Raw genomic sequence first — 20,465 nt, 5'->3', positions numbered from 1 at the left:
GTAATTTTCAGAAGCTAGTAATGTTTAGCGCTCATGAGTTTCCTTTGCGGCCGTGCTTAATGCGTTGGTTAAATCATCCAACTTAAAAGGTTTAGAAATGTAGTCGTCCATCCCCGCTTGTAAACAAGCTTCGCGATCTTGTGGCATGGCATTGGCCGTCATGGCAATAATTTTTGGCTGTTGCGGAAGCGTATTTCTGATAAGGCGCGTGGCCGTTAAGCCGTCCATTTCGGGCATCAGCATATCCATTAATACCACATCAAAATTTTTGTTTCGGCAGGCTTCTAAAGCTTCGGCGCCGTTATTGGCTAATTTTGGGGAATAGCCCAGTTTCTGTAGTACCCGCTCGGCCAGTTTTTGGTTAATCAAATTGTCTTCGGCAATTAAAATTTCCAGGGGGTGCTGTTTCGAAAAATCCGCATCATACGCTTTTTTTACAGCTGTTTTTTCCCTAATAGGTGTACCCTTAAATGATTTAAGCAAATGTATTAGCCGATGTTTTTTAATGGGTTTCGGCAAATAATCGGAAAAAGCAGCCAGTTGTGCTTTAGAGGTTGACGCACGCGGATAGTCGGTTAAAACGACAGGCAGATCGGTTTGTTTATGGCGGATCTGTTGCAGCAATTCAACGCCGTCCATCCCCAGCATTATCTTGTCCGTAATCACTAAATCAAAAACGCCGCCTCGCTCCAAAATATCCAAAGCTTCTTTGCCGTTGGAGGCAGTGCTTAATTTCAGCTCCAGCTCCTCAAACCACTTCTTGCTCACCTCTCGCAAGGTTTCATTATCGTCCACCAATAAAACTGCATTCGGTAAATCCACGGGAGGGGCGGTTTCATGTTCTTCTTGAATAGCAGTAGCGCTAATGTAAAACGAAAACGTTGCGCCCTCGTTGAGCTTGCTCTCCACCTCAATCTCGCCACCTAATAGTTCAATCAAAAACTTGCTGATGGACAATCCTAAGCCTGTACCGCCGTATTTGCGCGTTGTAGAGGCGTCCACTTGCATAAACGCGTCAAAAAGCTGTGAAACTTTTTCGGCCGGGATACCAATGCCGCTATCGCGGATGGCAAAGCAAATCTGGCATTCGGCCGTGGCCGATGGTTTTTTGCTAACTTTTATAAAAACCTCGCCTTTGGAAGTAAATTTAAGGGCATTGCCCACCAAATTAATTAAAATCTGCCTTAAACGCAGTCCGTCTGTAACAATCGTTTTAGGTACGTCTGGGTCAATATCGTACACTAAATCAATACCTTTTTCGCAAGCTTTGGTGGCAAACAAATCTAAAACACCCTCTATGCCCTCATGTAATTGATATGGGTAACTTTCTATTTTTAGGTTTCCCGATTCTATTTTTGAATAATCTAAAATATCGTTGATGATACTCACTAGTGCATCGCTACTGCTGTTGATGATTTTTACATACTCTCTTTGCTCATCATCAAGGGCAGTATCACTCAGTAAATGGCTCATGCCCAAAATGCCGTTCATGGGCGTGCGGATTTCATGGCTCATATTGGCCAAAAAAATGCTCTTGGCTGCATTGGCCTCATCGGCGCGTTGTCGCTCTTTTAAAAGTTGGTCGTTTTTGTCGGCCAGTTCCTCTGTCTGCGCCTGCAACTCTTCAGATTGCACTTGTAACTCCTCTGCCTGGGCCTGTAGCTCTTCAGATTGTGCCTGTAAATCTTCGTTCGCACGCTGTAAAACTAATGCTTGACGACTTAATTCAGCAGATTTTTCTGCTAACAAAGTATTTAGTTTTAAAGCTTTCTCTTTCTGGTGAAATAAACGCGCCGCATGTTGCCGAGCAAAAACAACTCCTTTATAAGAAAAACCCATGCACATAGCAATTGCAGCGACACAATTAACGTAAAATGATTTTTTATATACCTCCTCGTTATAATTTTCCCATACGCTACGTTCTGGAACAAAAAACAAACATCCAAGCAAGCAGACGGTTGTAAGTAAATAACAGAAAAAAAGCTTTTTCTGATGAGGTTTATCAGTGCTAAAAATATGGGGGAGGCCCATATAAAATGCGAAAAAATAGAGGTAGCCCCCACCCTTTAGCCCATGTAGTACAATCCCGGAGGTGATAAAAACATTTGCAATGATGGTATTAATAAGTGCTATCTCTTTAATTTTCCCTTCAAAATATAGTATTGCCACAATTGAAGCAACTATACAGAACGCAATGATGTTGTAAGCCGGTAAAGCAAGTCCTAATAATAATAAGCCTACTGCCATAAAAGCAGCCACCGTAATGGCAACTAACGATATTTGTGTGATTTTGTGCTTTTCATCCTTTTGGTGTACAAATAGATTAAAATCTTCACGTTTAATTTTCATGCGGGTGTATACGTACACAAAGCCAATTTGGTTGTCTTTTATGAAAATAACCGGTCCACGAAATGGATTGTATTTACACAAAATATTGGCATTTTATTTGGGTAAATAATTGTCTGATTATTTTAATTTATTATAGGTTTGGGATAATCCAAATCGATATATATCAGAAACCTTGTTGACGCTAACTATGCTGAAATTACTGACCGCCGCGCAAAGCCGAGAAGCCGAGAGATACACCATTGAGAATGAGCCTATTGAATCTTCGGAATTAATGGAAAGGGCGTCACATGCCTTTGTTAAAATTTTTATCGACCGCTTTCCCGACAGGAAAAAAAGTGTATTGATTTTTTGTGGCAGAGGCAATAATGGAGGCGATGGTTTAGCTATTTCGCGCTTGTTGTTTGACGAAGGTTACCAGCAGATACAAACCTATATTGCCGATTTCAGCGAGAATGCTTCCGAAGATTTTGAGCTCAATTTGGAGCGCCTGCAAGAGAAAGACGTTTCCATTTTTTACCTAAAACACGCGGCAGATTTAGATTCTTACAATGCAGATTTTGTGATTGATGCCCTTTTTGGGTCGGGATTAAACCGCCCCTTGCAGGGCGAATACCGGGAACTGGTTAAAAAAATGAATCAGCTTTCGGCTTATAAAGTATCCGTAGATGTACCAAGCGGGATGCCATGCGAAGGGGAATTTGCAGATGCCGTCATTGTTAAATCGGATTTTGTGGTCACATTTCAACGTCCGAAATTAAATTTCTTATTGCCTATTTCTGGTCCCTACATCAAAGATTGGAAAGTAGCAAACATCGGCCTTGACGAGAATTATATCCAAAGCACGCCTTCGCCTTATTACTGGCTTTGGAAGGGTGGGGTGCAACGTTTTATAAAAGCGCGTCAACCTTTTGAGCACAAAGGCCTGCTAGGACATTCGCTAATTGTGGCAGGAGCGAAGGAAACCATGGGCGCGGCGCTCATATGCACCGAAGCCTGTGTAAAAGCCGGCGCTGGTTTAACCTCGGCAATGATCCCATCTTCGGGCTTAACAGCATTAAATACGCGTTTGCCCGAAGCCATGTATTTTAACCGCGAGGATTTAAGCGATGCGGATTTTGAAAAATACAGTGTAGTAGCTATTGGGCCGGGATTAGGCACACACGAGGAAGCTTTAGGCTTACTTAAACAGATTTTAAACGGTTTTAAAAAGCCGATGGTGATAGATGCAGATGCCATTAACCTATTAAGCAAGCACCCAGAGCTGTTGCAGATGGTGCCCGAGCATTCTGTTTTTACCCCGCATATGAAAGAGTTCGACCGTTTATTTGGTACGCACAACAGTTGGTGGCAACGTATAGAAACCGCTAGGCGACAAGCAAAAGAACTGAAGGCCTTTATAGTACTGAAAAACCGTTATACCATGATTTTTTCGCCCGGCGGTATTTGTTACTTCAACTCATCTGGCTCGCCTGCTATGGCCAGCGGAGGTATGGGCGATGCGCTTACGGGGATCATTGCCAGCCTTATTTCGCAAGGTTACGAAGTGGAAAAAGCCATACAGCTGGCCGTGTTTAGCCACGGTTATGCCGGAGAGCAACTTGCACAAAGTATGCTGGTGGTGCCCGCAACGGCGCTAATTAAAAATATGCCACAGGTATTAAAGGAGTTGTTGCCGAAGTAACAGTTTTTTTTGCTCTTTCTTGGCACTCGCCGGCGCTCGCTAGCGAAGTAAAAATTAAAATCCAAAAACTGGAAACGTTTAGTAGCTAAACTTCGGAAGTTTAATCTTCGTACTAACACAATCCGCACGCACTCGTTACCAAGCAAACCCTTGGAGCTAGAACCGTTTAAAAAAATCATTTACCTACAAAACACAAATAAATTCCCTTCTCCTTGTAAAAGCGCAAACATTTTTTATAGGCCTCCCAAAATACAGAGATAAAAACGTACTTTTGCACCGATAAAAAATAATATATGAGTTTAAATGTAATTAAACAGTCGATTGATTTAGGCGAAGGCCGTATCATTGAGATCGAAACTGGGAAATTGGCCAAACAGGCCGACGGATCAGTAGTCGTGAAACAAGGCGATACCATGCTTTTAGCCACTGTTGTTAGTAATAAAGATGCAAAAGAAGGTGTCGACTTCCTTCCTTTATCCGTTGACTATCAAGAAAAATATGCCGCAAGCGGACGTATTCCAGGAGGTTTTTTAAGAAGAGAGGCTCGCCTTTCTGATTACGAGGTTCTGATTTCCAGATTAGTAGATAGGGCTTTACGTCCTTTATTCCCAGAAGATTATCACGCAGAAACCCAAGTGATGATTTCTTTAATATCGTCCGACAAAGACATTATGCCCGATGCTTTAGCCGGTTTAGCCGCTTCGGCCGCCATAGCAGTTTCAGACATCCCGTTTAACGGGCCAATTTCTGAGGTGCGTGTAGCTAAAATTGACGGTCAGTTGGTAATTAACCCTAGCCGTACAGATCTTGAGCGTGCCAGCTTAGAGTTTATCGTGGCAGGTTCTGCCAAAGACATCAACATGGTTGAGGGCGAGTCTGACGAGATTTCTGAGGCAGAATTAGTAGAAGCCATCCAATTTGCGCACGAAGCTATCAAAAAGCAAGTTGCCGCACAAGAGGAGCTTACCCGTTTAGTGGGCAAAACCGAAAAGCGCACGTATAGCCATGAAGACAGTGATTTAGAATTAAAAGCAAAAATCACTAAAGATACTTACGATAAAGTTTACGCAGTTGCAAAATCTAATTTAGGTAAAGACGACCGTTCATCGCAATTTAAAGCCATCCAAACAGAGGTTTTAGAAGCTTTAGGCGAGGATGCGAGCGAAGGAACCAAATTCTTAGCTAAAAAATATTTCCACGATGTGCAGTACGACGCTGTTAGGGCATTGCTTTTAAATGAAGGCATCCGCTTAGACGGACGTTCTACCACACAAATTCGCCCAATCTGGAGCGAGGTAGGCTATCTGCCTTCTGCGCACGGTTCGGCAATTTTTACCCGTGGCGAAACCCAATCTTTAACAACTGTAACTTTAGGTGCTAAGGCAGATGAGCAAATGATAGACGGTGCTTTCATCAACGGCTACAACCGTTTTATGTTGCACTATAACTTTCCGGCCTTCTCTACCGGCGAGGCTCGCCCTAACCGCGGTGTAGGCCGTAGAGAGGTTGGCCACGGTAACTTGGCCATGCGTGCCATTAAAAAAGTGTTGCCTTCTGATGAAGAAAACCCATACACTATCCGCGTAGTTTCTGATATTTTAGAGTCTAACGGATCATCGTCTATGGCTACCGTTTGTGCCGGAACATTGGCTTTAATGGATGCAGGGGTACAACTTAAAGCGCCTGTTACCGGTATTGCCATGGGTTTAATTACCGATGAAAATACAGGTAAATATGCCATCTTATCAGATATTTTAGGTGATGAGGATCACTTGGGCGATATGGACTTTAAAGTTACCGGTACCGCCAAAGGGATTACCGCTTGCCAAATGGACTTAAAAGTTAACGGTTTATCTTACGAAGTTTTATCAAAAGCTTTAGACCAGGCAAAAGACGGCCGTTTACATATTTTAGGTGAGATTGAAAAAACCTTATCAAAACCAAGAGAAGATTACAAGCCACATGCGCCACGTATTGTTTCTATGGTGATTGATAAAGAATTTATCGGTGCTATTATAGGTCCGGGCGGTAAAATTATCCAAGAGATGCAGCGCGAGACCGGTGCTACCATCAATATCGAAGAAAAAGACAACCGCGGTTACATCCAGATTTTTGCGGACAACAAAGCAGCGATTGACCAAGCGACCACCCGTATTAAAAACATCGTTGCTAAACCAGAAGTTGGCGAAGTGTACGAAGGTAAAGTGAAATCTATTATGCCTTTTGGTGCGTTTGTAGAGATTATGCCGGGTAAAGACGGTTTGTTGCACATTTCAGAAATCGACTGGAAACGTTTTGAAACAATGGACGGTATTTTCCAAGTAGGAGATGAGGTGCGCGTTAAATTGTTGGATATTGATAAGCAAGGTAAACTGAAGCTTTCTCGAAAAGCCCTATTGCCTCGCCCTCCAAAAGAACCAGCGAAGCAAGACGCTTAATAAAAAAAGCCTCAGCACACACGCTGAGGCTTTTTTTTGGAACAAGGATGGAAGGAGTAAAGAGTAAAGACAATGCGTGGTGGGAGATGTGAAATTTGAGACACATAGCTGGCCGTAGCGTGAAACCCATACTGGACGTATCGTCTCGCTACGACCAAATTAGGTTCTGCCCATGGCAACTGGCGGTTTCTTAATTCCCGATGCAATAGAAAGAATACGCCTGATTACCGTAACTGCCGAAATATCCATAATTCTTGATATACTGCTGATACCGCATCCTTCCTTTAACAGAAGCGCTATCTGCCTGTTTGTCTGCGGACCATAGGCTTTATAGCTATAGTTTTTATAGCATGTTCTTTTACAGCCGTTGCATCTATAGCGCTGTTTTCCGCTACCGGTACCCCATTTTATACATTCGTTTTTACATATTGTACATTCCATAAAAACATATTATCATATAAATTACCGTATGGTTAACCCTTATACCTCAGCTCACCAACAAATCTGTAACACCTAAACTGTACCCCAGCATTTTACGCCTGCTGTTTTCAACAAAAAGAAAGCAGGTAGTCCTCTTGTACCTCCCAATTTACCTGTCTCTTTAAATCTTTCTTTCATTGTTGTATTGATTATCAACATTTTATATTGCCGCCAACAAATCTGTAATACCACCAACAAATCTGTAACACCTATACTGTACCCCAGCATTTTACGCCTGCTGTTTTCAACAAAAAGAAAGCAGGTAGCTCTTTTGTACCTCCCAATTTATCTGTCTCTTTAAAACTTTTTTTTCATTTTTATATTGATTATCAACCTTTTATATTGCCACCAACAAATCTGTAATACTACCGTTTGGGTACGTAATTATTAATTAATTCATATATCTCCAATAAATCTGTATTAGAAAACTCAGTTTGGCTCTCCAACATTAATTTAAATTCGGAATTAACAAATATCTTTAAGTTATAAACTTCACTAAATTTGAAGGAAGATTTCCTTTGTTTTTCAGCAGACACTTTATCTAAAAAGAATGATTCCTCTTTTTTTTTAAATTTATCCAAGTAATAAAATGTGATTTTATTGGATGACAAAATAACCTCTAAAACTCTTTTACCACTAAGATATCTATAAAATGTAATTATTATAAACACTGAATAAAACGATGCTATCCAAATCCAATCAAGATAAACAAACCCCAAAGCGAATATTATCAAAATTGAGAATCCCAAAATTTTAGACTCAAAACTTTCTTTATTTTTATAGCATTTAATTTCTTCCATATTATTTTTTAGGCAATGTATCTAATGATTTCAAAGCGGAATCAAATTCTTTCGTATCTAATTTTGGAATATTAAACTTAATCGAATTTTTTTGTTCTTTAATAGATTTACCCAGTCCTAATACAGAATTTAAAGAATCATAAGCACCTAATACAGAACCTAAATTAGGATTTTTTATAGCTTGCTCACTTGCTGTATAAATGCCTAATGATGCAAAACCTAGTTTATTATTTAAAGCTTCTCCTCGTGTATAAATAGTTCCTAAACCAAATAATACATCTGCTCCAGCATCAATTAGTCCAGCACTTTTATTGTTATTTGAATATGCCACCAAACCAAATAAATTACTTGATTGATGAAGAGACGTATTTTGTAATGAAGGCTTTGAAAAAGCGTCAGCCATTTGTGCTATTCCAACCCCAACTTTAGTTGTAGAATAGACCAGAGCACTTGTACCGCCTAAAACCGCACCTAATCCATCAGTACTTGCAATATAGCTTCCTGAACCAAAAGCGCCTACGGCTCCAAATGTAGTATTTAGCGCACCGTTAGTGAATTTACCAGCACTAGAATTATCAAATTGAGACTTTTTAAGTATTGCATCTTTAGTCATCAAAGTAAGAGGAGTATTTAGCCTATAATTCTTTATTGACAAGAATTCTAAACCATCCATATCAACTCCATCAACAGGTCTGTTACTTGCAAACTGGTAAGTTGATAATTCAGGATATTTTTTTGTCAACGGGTCAACAGAAATAAACCGGCTGGTAAGCTTATCATACATCCGCATTCCATAATCCTGGAATCCTGTTTCAGAATCATCTTCTTTTCCATTAAAGGAATATCTCCCTAAATTTCCAAACGTACGGTTGGGCTGGCTTTGGCCAAAACTGTAATAATCACTCGCCCCCAACACCTCCGCCTCATAACCGCCGCCGCTTACTGCAACACGCTTATCCGAGACAACGGCAAGCACATTCCCCAAATGGTTCGTCAGCTCGTAGCTCTTCGTCCCAATCAAGCCCCACACACTATTGCCGGTAGCTGTGGCCAAATCAATATCCGGCTTCCACATCCCCAAGCGGGAACTGCCGTACAGTTGCTGTTCTTTCCATGTGGTGGTAGTGCCTGCCTGCTCATAAACTGCCAGCGGGTTGCCCTGTGCGTCCCGCACATAGTAGGTGGTAATACTGCCAAAGGTTTTGCTTACTCGGTTGCCTCCGGCATCGTAGCTATATGCTATATTGCCACCGGTTTTGGCAATGGATTTTATCTTGCCATAAACTGTCCAGTCTATATTACTAATCCCTGCCTGTGTATCACTGGTTAAATTACCTATAGCGTCATAGCTGTAAGAAGAGCTTCCTATATCAATACTGTTCACCACACCCGCTGCATCTGTTACGCTGTTGAGCCGGTTATTCTGCAAATTGCCGTTACTATAATTGTAACCGTAGCTAAGGTTATCCATCAAAGCTCCTGTACCATTCCTCCGTTGTAGGTTCAGGATATTGCCATTGGCATCGTAGTTAAAATCCTCTGCGTAGCTGTTGCTTATACTCAATGCATCCCAGTTACCGGTGTTTCCGCCCAGATTATGCTGGCGCATACGCTTAAGCCTGTTCAGCTGGTCGTAGCCGTAGGTATAGCCTGTGGTTTGCCCGCTGCTTATATTCTGTATCGCATAAGTAGCGTTGCCAATGTTGCCGTTGTAGAGGTTTTTGCCTGTTAGGTCTGTAGTAGATGATACGTAATTCCGTCCAAAGGCGTTGCTTGCGGAACCTCCGATAGGCTGGTAATCTCCGTTATAATAACCCAGTGAATAGGCAAATGCATCTTTGGCTATAATGTTACCGTCTAGACCCATGTCCTGCGAGGCATCGAGCGATTGCCCGTTAACGCCCTTTAGCCAGCCCTGTAGCGTATAGGCGTAGTCCACGCCCTGTACCTTTCCGTTGATGTCTCCCAACTCCATCCGGGCCAGCAGGCCGTGGAGGTAGTAGGCGTAGCTGGCGTCCAGTTTCTTGCCGTCCGCAGCAGTCAGCTGGCTGCCGAAACCGTAGGCAGTCTTGCTTTCCGCCTTTACGGCTTCCGCCTGGTCGTAGCGGGACGCTGCGACCAATTTCCTAATTACCAGTTGCATACTTTGTCCCAATTGGTTAAATATAAAAAAGATTATTAAAAGGTCTAAGACCTGTATGGGGACACTAGACGATTAGCATGCTACAAAACTAACTCCTAACCAGCTAGCTCCTAACCACCTACAAACTAATAACCAACTACTCCAAACCCCCCGTTACATCAACATCAACCTTTTCGCCAACGGTGCGGTAAAGCATATCCGGTGCTTCAATTTTATAATCGGCGCTAAGCACGCTAAAACTGCTTTCAAAAGTAATACGGCCGTTTTTGATGGTGATATTGCAGGGGATGTTTTTGTGGCGCGTAACCCCGTGCAGGCTAAACTTTCCTGTTAAAGTAATGCGGTAAATTCCGTCTTTATCCAAACGGATATCATCTTTGTACTTGCCTATAAAGCTTGCTTTTGGATATTTTTCACTCTCCAGATATTTTTCGTTAAAATGCGTTTGCATCATCGCTTTCTTAAATGTGAAACTGCTGATCGGGATTTCGATATGTACCTCTTTTTTATCTGTATTCAAATTAGCCTTCGCGGCCTGGCTCACAGCCTCAATATCTGCAATGGGCGCAGGCGAAAAAAAGTGCACATACACCTCTGCCGATTGATAATTTTGGGCATCTGCCCTAAGGCAAACCAACAAAAAAACACAAAACAATAACCTGCGCATAAGCTAAATATAAACAAATAAAGCATTGCTTGGCGCGATGTTAACATTTCGTAAAGAAAGCCGAATTGCTATCTTTGGAGCATGAAGCCGATAATTTCCCCATCTATTCTTTCCGCTAATTTTGCGAACCTCGAAGATGATATTTTGATGCTGAACCAAAGCGAAGCAGGTTTGATCCATGTGGACGTGATGGACGGGCAATTTGTGCCTAATATTTCTTTCGGCTTTCCGGTTATTGCTGCCGTAAAAAACTTTGCAGCCAAGCCTTTAGACGTGCATTTGATGATTGTAGAGCCGGACCGTTATCTTAAAGAATTTAAAGAGGTTGGCGCAAACATCATCACGGTGCATTACGAGGCTTGTACGCATTTGCACCGCACGGTACAAAGCATTAAAGAGCTAGGCTGTAAAGCAGGGGTGGCGCTAAACCCACATACGCCGGTAATGTTGTTAAAAGATATTTTAGCCGAGCTGGATATGGTGCTTATCATGACGGTTAACCCAGGTTTTGGCGGACAAACTTTTATTGAGCATAGCTACCAAAAAGTGCGCGAATTAAAAACCATGGCTAATGAGCTAAATCCGGATTTATGGATTGAGGTTGACGGTGGCGTAAGTGCCCATAATTCTTTGGCTTTGCTAAAAGCCGGCGCCAACGTGTTAGTTGCCGGTAATGCCATCTTCGGATCTCCGGATCCATTGCATACCATTGCCGAGTTAAGAAATATCTCGCCAGATATCCTAAGTGCCTAATTTCATGCGCAAGCTGTTTCTCCTGTTTTTTTTACTGCCAATTGTCACTTTTGCACAAAACGTAAGGTTGAGCGGAAAAGTAGTGGATACAGAAGGCGAAGCATTATCTGGTGTAAGCATAACAGTGTTAAATCATGGCCTATCTACAAGCACAAACACCGATGGCAAATTTGCGCTAGCTTTACAGAAAGGCACTTATTCTATCCGAATTACTTATTTAGGTTATGTATCTCAAACTTTTGATTATGAGCTAAAAAAGGGTAGTGAATTTTTAAATTTAATTTTAAAGAAAGATGCGCAAAATCTCCAACAAGTTACCGTAAAGGACCAAAGCTTGCGTAACTCGGGCATGATTTCCGTAGAAGCGAAACTGGCCAGTAGCAATCCCAATATCTCGCAAAGTTTCGAGTCTATTCTGAAACAACTGCCTGGGGTTTCTACCAATAACGAGCTAAGCTCGCAATACGCAGTGCGTGGCGGTAATTTTGACGAAAACCTTATTTACATCAACGATATCGAAATTTACAAGCCTTTTTTGGTGCGCAACGGTCAGCAAGAAGGACTTAGCTTAATTAACCCCGATTTGGTAAGCAGTGTAAAATTTTCTGCCGGAGGCTTTAGCGCGCGCTACGGCGACAAAATGTCATCGGTACTAGATGTACAATACAAAACCACGGATAGTTTAAAGTACACGGCGGCCATTGGCACCAACGGCGCATCAGCAACCGGCTTTTTCAAGTGGGGAAAGCTGAATGGGGCAGTGGCCTATCGGAACAAACAAAATAAACTTATTTTAAATGCACAGCCAGTTGTGGGGGCTTACGAACCACAGTTTCATGATTTTCAGGCTTCTGTAAATTATCAATTTAACAAAAATAACAGCTTAAGCTTCTTTGGGGCTTATAACACTAGCCGTTTTGGTTTACGTCCACAATCGCGCGTTACCGAGTTTGGTACGCTAAACGAGATTTTGCGCCTCAATGTAGATTATGAAGGTCAGGAGAAAGACGAGTACAGCAACAGTTTGGCTGCTTTAACACTCAACAGCCGTTTAACTGAACGTGTCCGGCTTAAGTGGGTAAACTCCATGTTTTTGATTACCGAAAAGGAGAACTTCGACATTTTAGGGACTTATGTTTTTGACGAGATTGAGAACGATTTTGCCAGCGGTACTTTTGGGCAGGTAAAAGCAAACAGGGGCATTGGCGCTTTCCAAAATTTTGGTCGTAACCAAATGCTGGCCGATGTATATGCGTCAGAACTTAAATTGAGCTATAGTGGCAACAAATCTTTTTGGGAGGGTGGCTTGCGTTACCAATACGATAAAATCAGCGATGTTTTAAAGGAGTTTGAGCTGATAGATTCGGCGGGTTTTGCCTTGCCCAACCAGTACCAGAACTTTGAACTCACACGATCTACATCTGCAAGTAATAGTTTAAACACGTACAGATATAGTGCTTATTTACAAAATACTACAGATTTAAATCATCAGCTAGCTTTAACCGCCGGGATGCGTTTAAACTACAACACCTTTACCAAAGAATTGCTACTTAGTCCTAGGGCCATCTTAGCCTACACGCCCAGCAAGCATCTTAATCAGGTTTACCGTTTTGCCACGGGGCTGTACGCGCAACCGCCTTTTTACCGCGAAGCACGTAACTTCAACGGCCTGCTTAACCGGCAGGCAAAGTCGCAACAATCATTGCATGTTGTGCTGTCATCAGAAACCAAATTTAAAGGTTTAGGCACCACACTCAACTTCTTGGCAGAGACTTATTATAAATCCATGTACCATTTAACGCCTTATGATATCGAGAATTTAAGGATTAGGTATTATGCAGATCAAGAGGCTAAGGGTTATGCAACCGGCGTTGATTTTCGCGTCAGTGGCGAGTTTGTGAAAGACTTAGAGTCTTCCTTCCGTTTATCCATCATGAAAACCGCCGAAGACATTGCGGGCGACAGCTATCAGCAAAAAAACAGCGATGGCACTTTCACCACGGTTTATCCTGGTTACCTAAAACGGCCAACAGACCAGCGGGTAAACTTTTCGGCCTTTTTTCAGGACCGTTTGTTCAATAGCCCAACCTATAAGGTGCACCTCAACTTGCTTTTTGGCTCGCGTTTGCCAACAGGTCCTCCGGCTTCCGAACGCTATCAGCAAAACTATCACATCCCGGCTTATAAACGTTTGGACATCGGTTTTTCTAAAGACTTTTTAGATGCAGAAAGCGTACGTCCACCCGCCTTCTTAAAGCGTTATTTAAGCTCGGTTATCTTGTACGCCGAGGTATTTAATTTACTAAATATTAACAACACGGTGTCGTATTTATGGCTTACAGACGTTAACAATCATAGCTACGCTATCCCAAACTATTTAACATCAAGACAATTGAATGTAAGATTAGTTGTGAAATTTTAAAATAAACTAGGACTTGATTAATGTTTATCATAAATTTGGGACTTAATTCTAAATAAGAATGACATCTAGCATTGCACAGCTGAAATTATACCTACCGCGTATAATGGCTTGTGCAAAAATAAATCCTTACTATTTATACCAAACTTTGAATAAATGAAACACAATTTTGGTGCAGGTCCCTGCATTTTGCCACAGGAAGTATTTAAACAGGCTTCACACGGAGTTTTAAATTTTAACAACACTGGCTTATCTATTTTAGAAATTTCGCACCGCGCGCCAGAATTTGTGGCCGTAATGGACGAAGCCATCAGTTTAGTGAAAGAATTGTTGAACGTTCCTGAAGGCTATTCGGTTTTATTTTTACAGGGCGGTGCAAGCTTACAGTTTGCTATGACGGCTTATAACCTTTTGCCAGAAGATAAAAAAGCGGTTTTCTTAGAAACCGGTGTATGGGCTAAAAAGGCTTTCGCCGAGGCCAACCTAATTGGCAATGCCGAAGTTATTGCTTCATCAAAAGATAAAAATTACAGCTATATCCCTAAAGACTACACGGTAAATGCGGATAGTGCTTATTTCCACTGCACCTCTAACAATACTATTTACGGCACGCAAATGCACAGCTTCCCGCAAACACCGGTAGGCAAAGTTTGCGATATGTCGTCGGATATTTTTAGCCGCGTAATTAATGTAGCAGATTTTGACCTTATTTATGCCGGTGCACAAAAAAACATCGGCCCAGCCGGCGCAACCGTAGTGATTGTGAAAGATGAGATTTTAGGGAAATCTGGCCGTAAAATACCTTCCATGCTAGATTACCAAAAGCAAATAGACGCAGTTTCTATGTACAACACGCCTCCGGTATTTTCGGTTTACACCGCGATGTTGAACTTGCGCTGGTTAAAAGCTAAAGGGGGCGTTGCAGAAATTGAGAAAGAAAACAACGAAAAAGCAAAAGCGCTTTACGCAGAGATAGACAGGAACCCATTGTTTAAAGGCACCGCAGCGGTAGAAGACCGCTCTAAAATGAGTGTTTGCTTTGTAATGGAAAATCCAGATTTAGAAAAACCTTTCTTGAAATTTGCAGAAGAAAAAGGCTGCGTGGGCATTAAAGGTCACCGCAGCGTTGGCGGTTTCAGGGCATCTTTATACAACGCATTGCCAATTACCAGCGTACATGCTTTGGTAGAGGCCATGCAAGAATTTGCAGAAAAAAACGTTTAACAAACCCATATAAAAAATAGGTGTACAGCTTTCGCTGATTCGCAAAAACGGATGGCGGAAACTGGCACCGGAAAAGCAGAAAAGAATGAGAATTTTAGCAAACGACGGTATCGACCCGATAGGTAAAAAACTGTTAGAAGATGCCGGTATTGAGGTAGATACAAACAACATCCCACAAGAAGAATTGGCTTCTAAGCTAAATGCTTATGATGGCATTACCGTTAGAAGCGCAACTAAAGTACGCCAAGATTTAATTGACGCTTGCCCTAACTTAAAAGTGATTGGCCGTGGCGGTGTGGGTATGGATAATATTGATGTAGCTTATGCAAAAAGCAAAGGCATTGCGGTAGAAAATACCCCTGCAGCTTCTTCACAATCTGTTGCCGAGTTGGTGTTTACGCACCTGTTTAACGGTGTTCGTTTTGTTTACGATGCTAACCGTAAAATGCCGGTAGAAGGCAATACCAAATTTAACGCGCTTAAAAAAGCTTATGCAAAAGGCGTAGAGTTAAAAGGCAAAAAATTGGGTATTATCGGCTTTGGCCGTATCGGTAAAGAAACCGCTAAATTGGCTTTAGGAGCCGGTATGGATGTTTTAGCTTATGATTTGTATGATATCCCCGCTACCTTGCCATTGGAGCTTTCTGGTGGTATAAAAGTAGATGTACCTGTTAAAAAAGTAGACTTTGATACTTTATTAGCCGAAGCTGATTTTATTTCGCTGCACATCCCGTTTACAGAAAAACCGGTTTTGGGCAAAGAAGAGTTTGAAAAAGTAAAAACGGGCGTAGGTATTGTAAACTGCTCTAGAGGAGGCACTATAGACGAGCTGGCTTTAATTGAAGCTTTAGACAGCGGTAAAGTGGCTTTCGCCGGATTAGACGTGTTTGACAACGAACCGACTCCTCGCACAGAAATTTTACAGCACCCAAAAATCTCATTAACGCCACATATTGGCGCAGCAACCAACGAAGCACAAGAAAGAATTGGCGTTGAACTTGCCAATTTGCTGATTGGCCACTTAAAAGGTTAATCAATATTGTTTCATAAAGAAAGCCTCCACCACAATGGGGGCTTTTTTATAGGTGGGGCTGTAAATAAATAAGGCTCATGCGTCATTTTTGCCCTCTATTTGCTACTTTCGCAAACGCCGATAAAAAAAGTATGTACAAACTCATTAAACCCGTTTTTTTTCAGTTTGATCCTGAGAAAATTCATTACACCGTAACGGACACTTTAAAATTTGCCCAAAAAATATGGGGCCTCCCACGTTTATTAAAATCGATGTACACCGTAAATGATAAAAATTTAGAGCGGGAAGTTTTCGGTTTAAAGTTTAAAAATCCGGTAGGTTTAGCGGCGGGGTTTGACAAAAACGGCGAATTTATTGAAGAGCTGGCTAATTTTGGCTTTGGATTTATTGAAGTTGGTACGGTAACGCCTTTGCCGCAACCCGGTAATGATAAGCCACGGATGTTCCGCCTGCCCGCAGACGAAGCCTTAATTAACCGGATGGGCTTCAACAATAAAGGGGTTGAGGTGCTGGCGCGAAAGCTAAAATCCGTAAAAAGGGAAGGGATATTAATCGGCGGCAACATCGGTAAAAATAAAGTTACGCCTAATGAAGATGCGGTGAGCGATTATATCAAATGCTTTGATGCCCTTTTTGATGTGGTAGATTATTTTGTGGTGAACGTAAGTTCGCCCAATACGCCGGGTTTGCGTGCTTTGCAGGAAAAAGAACCTTTAAAAAACATTTTGCATACCCTGCAAAAAAGAAATTTAAAGAATGGGGTGTTTAGGCCCATTTTGCTGAAAATAGCTCCGGATTTAAGCAATGAGCAATTAGATGATATTGTTGAGATTGTACAAGAAACAGGTATAGCCGGAGTAATAGCAACCAACACCACAATTTCAAGAGAAAATCTTCAAAGTCCCGAAAGCAAAACTTCCGAAACGGGAGGCTTAAGTGGTAAGCCATTAACGGCGCGTTCTACAGAGGTTATCCGTTATCTGGCGCAACAGTCAAACCGGGCTTTCCCAATTATTGGGGTGGGAGGCATACATAGCGCTAAAGACGCTAAAGAAAAACTGGAAGCCGGCGCATCATTAGTACAAGTTTATACCGGTTTTATATACGAAGGCCCTGGATTAATAAAAAGGATTTTGAAAAGTTTGGCTTAGCGCCTGGCTATTAAACTTTTATAACTCTTGTTGTTTGTTTTAATATCACTAACACCAGATGATATGTATGCGTTTCTTCCGCCAATTGGGGGAAGAAACGATTTGACCAACACCTAACACCCAACAAACTAATCCCTAATCCCTAACCACCTAACCACCTAATAACTAGCCAACTAACTCCGTAAAGCTTTACGAACCTGCGGGGCAATTTCGCTTCCAAAAAGCTCGATAGACTTCATCATCTCTTGATGCGATGGACCGCCAACATCCATATGTGCCGAAAAGCGCGTAAGCCCGAACAGCTCTTGCATCTGCAAAATTTTATCTACGGCCTCATTTACATCGCCGATAATTAAAGCCCCGTTTTCGCTTCGCCCATAATCAAACTGATTTTTTTGGTAAGGAGGCCAGCCTCTTGATTTGCCCACCCGGTCCATTTGTGCCGAGTAAAGCGGATAGTAATAATCGGCCACAGCTTTGCTGTCTAGGCCAAAAAATGAATGCATATGTACGCCAATCTGCATTTTGCTTTCATCGTGTTTGTAATGGCGGTACACATCTTTATAGTACTTAAATAAAGGCTCAAACTGGCGAGGGTTTCCGCCGATAATTGCAAAAATAACCGGCAAGCCTAAACGCGCGGCTCGTTCAACAGATTCGGGGGTGCCACCAACAGCAATCCATATTGCCAAGTTATTGTTGAGGGCGCGCGGCAAAATGTTTTGGCGGTTTAGCGTAGGGCGAAATTTACCACTCCAAGTAATTGGGTTTTCGTTGTTGATTTTCAATAGCAGGTTTAGCTTTTCTACAAAAAGCTCGTTATAATCGTCCAAACTTTGCCCGTAAAGCGGAAAAGATTCTATAAAGCTTCCCCTGCCGGCGGTAAGCTCGGCCCTGCCGTTAGAAATCAAATCTATTGTAGCAAAACTCTGGTAAAGCTTCACCGGGTCCGATGAGCTTAAGACAGAAACCGCACTGCCCAATTTGATACGCTTTGTTACCGTTGCCGTAGCGGCTAAAATGATTTCTGGGACAGATACGGCATAATCTGGCCGGTGATGTTCACCAATGCCAAAAAAATCCAGCCCCAGCTGGTCCATTAATTTTACCTCTTCTATAATTTCTTGCAAGCGCTCTTGAGGGGCTTGTATCTGCCCCGCCTGGTTGTGCTGCAAGTCGCCAAACATTCCGATACCTAGTTCCATATGTGTAAATATAATAAAAAGGGTTTAGGTAGAAGACGGGGCTTTATGACAATGTTTTTTTTAGGCCTGGCGAAAAAAATGGTTCTGTGGAAGGCTGATAGGCGGGTAGGAGGTGACGATAGCTGGCTTGTAAATATACCCAGCTGTTTCCTTGTCTGCTTTCAAACAAGGTGATCGCTACCAAAGGTTTCATAAAAAAGGAGAGCTATGAGCTCTCCTTTTTGTAATGATAATTAAAATTAATATTAATATCCATTACTTCCATATTCCGATGCGTTTGAGATGGCATCTAAGAAAGACTGTGGGATAGGGCGTTTTGTGTGTAAACCGTCCTTGAAATTCGCTCCCACTAGCGGATTTGTGGCAGAAAGGTAGCTTTTGGTTAATTTGCCCATGCGTTTCAAATCAAACCATCGCATGTGTTCGCCGGCAAGTTCACGCGCTCTTTCATCTGAAATAAAATCAATGGTAACCGCAGATTGAGGCACTTCTATGGCTGTTTTATCGCCGCTCAAAGCTGCCCTGTCGCGGATGATATTCACGTATTTAACAGCTGTCGCCGGGTCTGAGGTCAAAAGTGCAGCTTCTGCCGCAACCAGATAAATGTCGCCTAATCTTATGATTGGGATGTCGCCCATCCAATACTGGTTGGTATAATCCCACATTTTAGATGAAAATTTCTTAAATGCTGGAAACATATTGGTTAAATCAACTCCGTTCGCAAAATCCGTAGGTTTTTTATAGTCTCCATTTGTAGCAAACAAATCTGAAGGATCTACTACCAATGCTGGGATCATCCTTTTCTCGTTAGCAGGGATTGTCCAGTTAGGAACAAAAACAGATAAACCTTTATCGTTTTCCATGTTTTTTTCTTCTTCTAGCTTTGCTCCCCAGCTCCAAAAATATTCGGGACCGGTATATTGGGCAGTAGTGCTCAAAATTTTATGTCCAACTAAAGATGCATCTTTGCCATAGTTTGTTGCCAGTGTGCTGCTGATAGTTATATCGCTGTTAGCATAAAATTTATAAGTAAAGGTTTCTTTGAATCTTGTATCTACGGTAGTAGCACTCGGTTCAAAAACACTGGTAAGCAGATATTTACTAGGCTTAAAGTACTTGCTGTTAGAGCGACCGTACAACACACTTTTCTCTTGCGTTCCCCATTCTGCACCTCTACCGCCCAAATCAGGGAGGTAATACTGACGCGTACGCCCCCTGTTCCAACCTTCAGGATTGTAGCCGCTAGTAGGGTCAACTGCTTCGGTAAATAAAAACTCTGTGTTCACCTTGTTATTAGCCCCTGCCCAAAGCTTGCTATAGCCAGACTGTGTGGCATCACTTGTATATAACGCGCAGTTATATTTCGCTGGATTGTTTATCAATTCTTCTGCAGTCTGTAATGCAAGTTGTGCAAACTCCTGCTTTTCGCCCAATCTCGTGCGCTGTAAATACACTTTAGATAAAAGCGCGTAAGCCGCTTTTTTCGCAACTCTACCGCGCAAATCCTGCGTAACTGGTAAATTCTCACAGGCGAACTTTAAGTCTGATATAATCAAATCATAAAATTCTTTCTCGGTTGCTCTTTTAGGTTTGTCGTCTACGCCTTCAACAGCAGACGAGGTAGTGCGTAAGGTAACATCTCCAAAAAGTTCTACTAAATTAAAGTTTGCAAAAGCGCGCATAAAATACGCTTCTGCAACTTTAGCCTTTCTTTCTGCATCGCTAGCGTAGCCCTTAACATCATCACCGTAATAAATTGCGGTATTAGCTAAGTTAACAATGCTGTAAAGCCCGTTCCAAACGGTTTTTAGCGTTCCGGTGGCTGTGCCTAATGTGTTGTCGTAGGTAACCAAACCACTTTCGCTTGTTCCATAATTTACCCATAAATCTGTGCCCATTTCTGTGGGGCCAATGATGTCAATTTTGCCGTAAAAATAATAAAGGTCCGTGTAGCACGAATTGATTAGACCGTCATATCCGTTCTTATTTCCATAAGCAGTTTCTTTTGAAACTGTACTCGGATTGTACTCGTCTAGCTGGCACGCATTGAATGTACTTGCCAATGCTAGTACACATGCGATTATATACTTTGAATGTTTATTTTTCATCTGTTTGTTTTTTA

General features: G+C 42.0%; 14 protein-coding genes. 7 read left to right on the top strand and 7 right to left on the bottom strand.

Annotated features, from left to right (window positions below; translation table 11 throughout):
* Window positions 1-24: 24 nt before the first annotated feature.
* A complete protein-coding gene (locus BCY91_RS02425) occupies window positions 25-2,349 on the bottom strand; it encodes a response regulator (RefSeq protein WP_147387890.1) in 2,325 nt (774 codons plus the stop codon).
* A 187-nt stretch (window positions 2,350-2,536) separates the two neighbouring features.
* Here BCY91_RS02425 and BCY91_RS02420 point away from each other — a divergent pair, with 187 nt between their 5' ends.
* Both BCY91_RS02420 and pnp read left to right on the top strand, forming a co-directional pair.
* Window positions 2,537-4,030, top strand: a complete 1,494-nt coding sequence (locus BCY91_RS02420) for an NAD(P)H-hydrate dehydratase (RefSeq protein WP_120180443.1) — start codon at window positions 2,537-2,539, stop codon at window positions 4,028-4,030.
* A 293-nt stretch (window positions 4,031-4,323) separates the two neighbouring features.
* Complete coding sequence (gene pnp, locus BCY91_RS02415) at window positions 4,324-6,468, top strand: polyribonucleotide nucleotidyltransferase (protein ID WP_120180442.1); 2,145 nt, start codon at window positions 4,324-4,326, stop codon at window positions 6,466-6,468.
* Window positions 6,469-6,627: 159 nt separating this feature from the next.
* On the opposite strand, the gene BCY91_RS02410 is transcribed toward pnp, so the two are convergent.
* From BCY91_RS02410 to BCY91_RS02390, 4 genes are all read right to left on the bottom strand, one after another.
* Window positions 6,628-6,909, bottom strand: a complete 282-nt coding sequence (locus BCY91_RS02410; protein ID WP_120180441.1) for an IS1 family transposase — start codon at window positions 6,907-6,909, stop codon at window positions 6,628-6,630.
* Between the two features lie 404 nt (window positions 6,910-7,313).
* A complete protein-coding gene (locus tag BCY91_RS02400; protein ID WP_120180439.1) occupies window positions 7,314-7,748 on the bottom strand; it encodes a hypothetical protein in 435 nt (144 codons plus the stop codon).
* Window position 7,749: 1 nt separating this feature from the next.
* A complete protein-coding gene (locus tag BCY91_RS02395) occupies window positions 7,750-9,891 on the bottom strand; it encodes an RHS repeat domain-containing protein (protein WP_120180438.1) in 2,142 nt (713 codons plus the stop codon).
* A gap of 136 nt (window positions 9,892-10,027) precedes the next feature.
* Complete coding sequence (locus BCY91_RS02390) at window positions 10,028-10,558, bottom strand: YceI family protein (protein WP_120180437.1); 531 nt, start codon at window positions 10,556-10,558, stop codon at window positions 10,028-10,030.
* Window positions 10,559-10,639: 81 nt separating this feature from the next.
* On the opposite strand from BCY91_RS02390, the gene rpe reads away from it, so the two are divergent.
* From rpe to BCY91_RS02365, 5 genes are all read left to right on the top strand, one after another.
* Window positions 10,640-11,311 (top strand): ribulose-phosphate 3-epimerase, encoded by a 672-nt coding sequence (rpe, locus tag BCY91_RS02385; RefSeq protein ID WP_120180436.1) that lies wholly within the window; start codon window positions 10,640-10,642, stop codon window positions 11,309-11,311.
* Window positions 11,312-11,315: 4 nt separating this feature from the next.
* A complete protein-coding gene (locus BCY91_RS02380) occupies window positions 11,316-13,733 on the top strand; it encodes a TonB-dependent receptor (protein WP_120180435.1) in 2,418 nt (805 codons plus the stop codon).
* 153 nt (window positions 13,734-13,886) lie between these two features.
* The gene (gene serC, locus BCY91_RS02375; RefSeq protein ID WP_120180434.1) at window positions 13,887-14,954 is read left to right on the top strand and encodes a 3-phosphoserine/phosphohydroxythreonine transaminase; all 1,068 of its coding nucleotides are present in this window, start codon (window positions 13,887-13,889) and stop codon (window positions 14,952-14,954) included.
* 85 nt (window positions 14,955-15,039) lie between these two features.
* The gene (locus BCY91_RS02370; RefSeq protein WP_120180433.1) at window positions 15,040-15,987 is read left to right on the top strand and encodes a D-2-hydroxyacid dehydrogenase; all 948 of its coding nucleotides are present in this window, start codon (window positions 15,040-15,042) and stop codon (window positions 15,985-15,987) included.
* A 131-nt stretch (window positions 15,988-16,118) separates the two neighbouring features.
* Entirely contained in the window at window positions 16,119-17,138 is a 1,020-nt protein-coding gene (locus tag BCY91_RS02365; RefSeq protein ID WP_120180432.1) for a quinone-dependent dihydroorotate dehydrogenase, read from the top strand.
* Between the two features lie 173 nt (window positions 17,139-17,311).
* Here BCY91_RS02365 and BCY91_RS02360 read toward each other — a convergent pair whose 3' ends face one another.
* Both BCY91_RS02360 and BCY91_RS02355 read right to left on the bottom strand, forming a co-directional pair.
* Window positions 17,312-18,343 carry an LLM class flavin-dependent oxidoreductase gene (locus tag BCY91_RS02360; protein ID WP_120180431.1) on the bottom strand — a complete coding sequence of 344 codons (1,032 nt, stop codon included), beginning with the start codon at window positions 18,341-18,343 and terminating at the stop codon, window positions 17,312-17,314.
* A 245-nt stretch (window positions 18,344-18,588) separates the two neighbouring features.
* Window positions 18,589-20,451: a RagB/SusD family nutrient uptake outer membrane protein gene (locus tag BCY91_RS02355; RefSeq protein ID WP_182995287.1), complete on the bottom strand. Its 1,863-nt coding sequence runs from the start codon at window positions 20,449-20,451 to the stop codon at window positions 18,589-18,591.
* Window positions 20,452-20,465: the final 14 nt, after the last annotated feature.

Origin of the sequence: Pelobium manganitolerans (assembly GCF_003609575.1) — a bacterium.
In the GTDB taxonomy this organism is placed as follows: Bacteria; Bacteroidota; Bacteroidia; order Sphingobacteriales; family Sphingobacteriaceae; genus Pseudopedobacter; species Pseudopedobacter manganitolerans.
The sequence above is the reverse complement of the archived record's forward strand: the minus strand, read 5'-3'. Positions and strand labels throughout refer to the sequence as shown.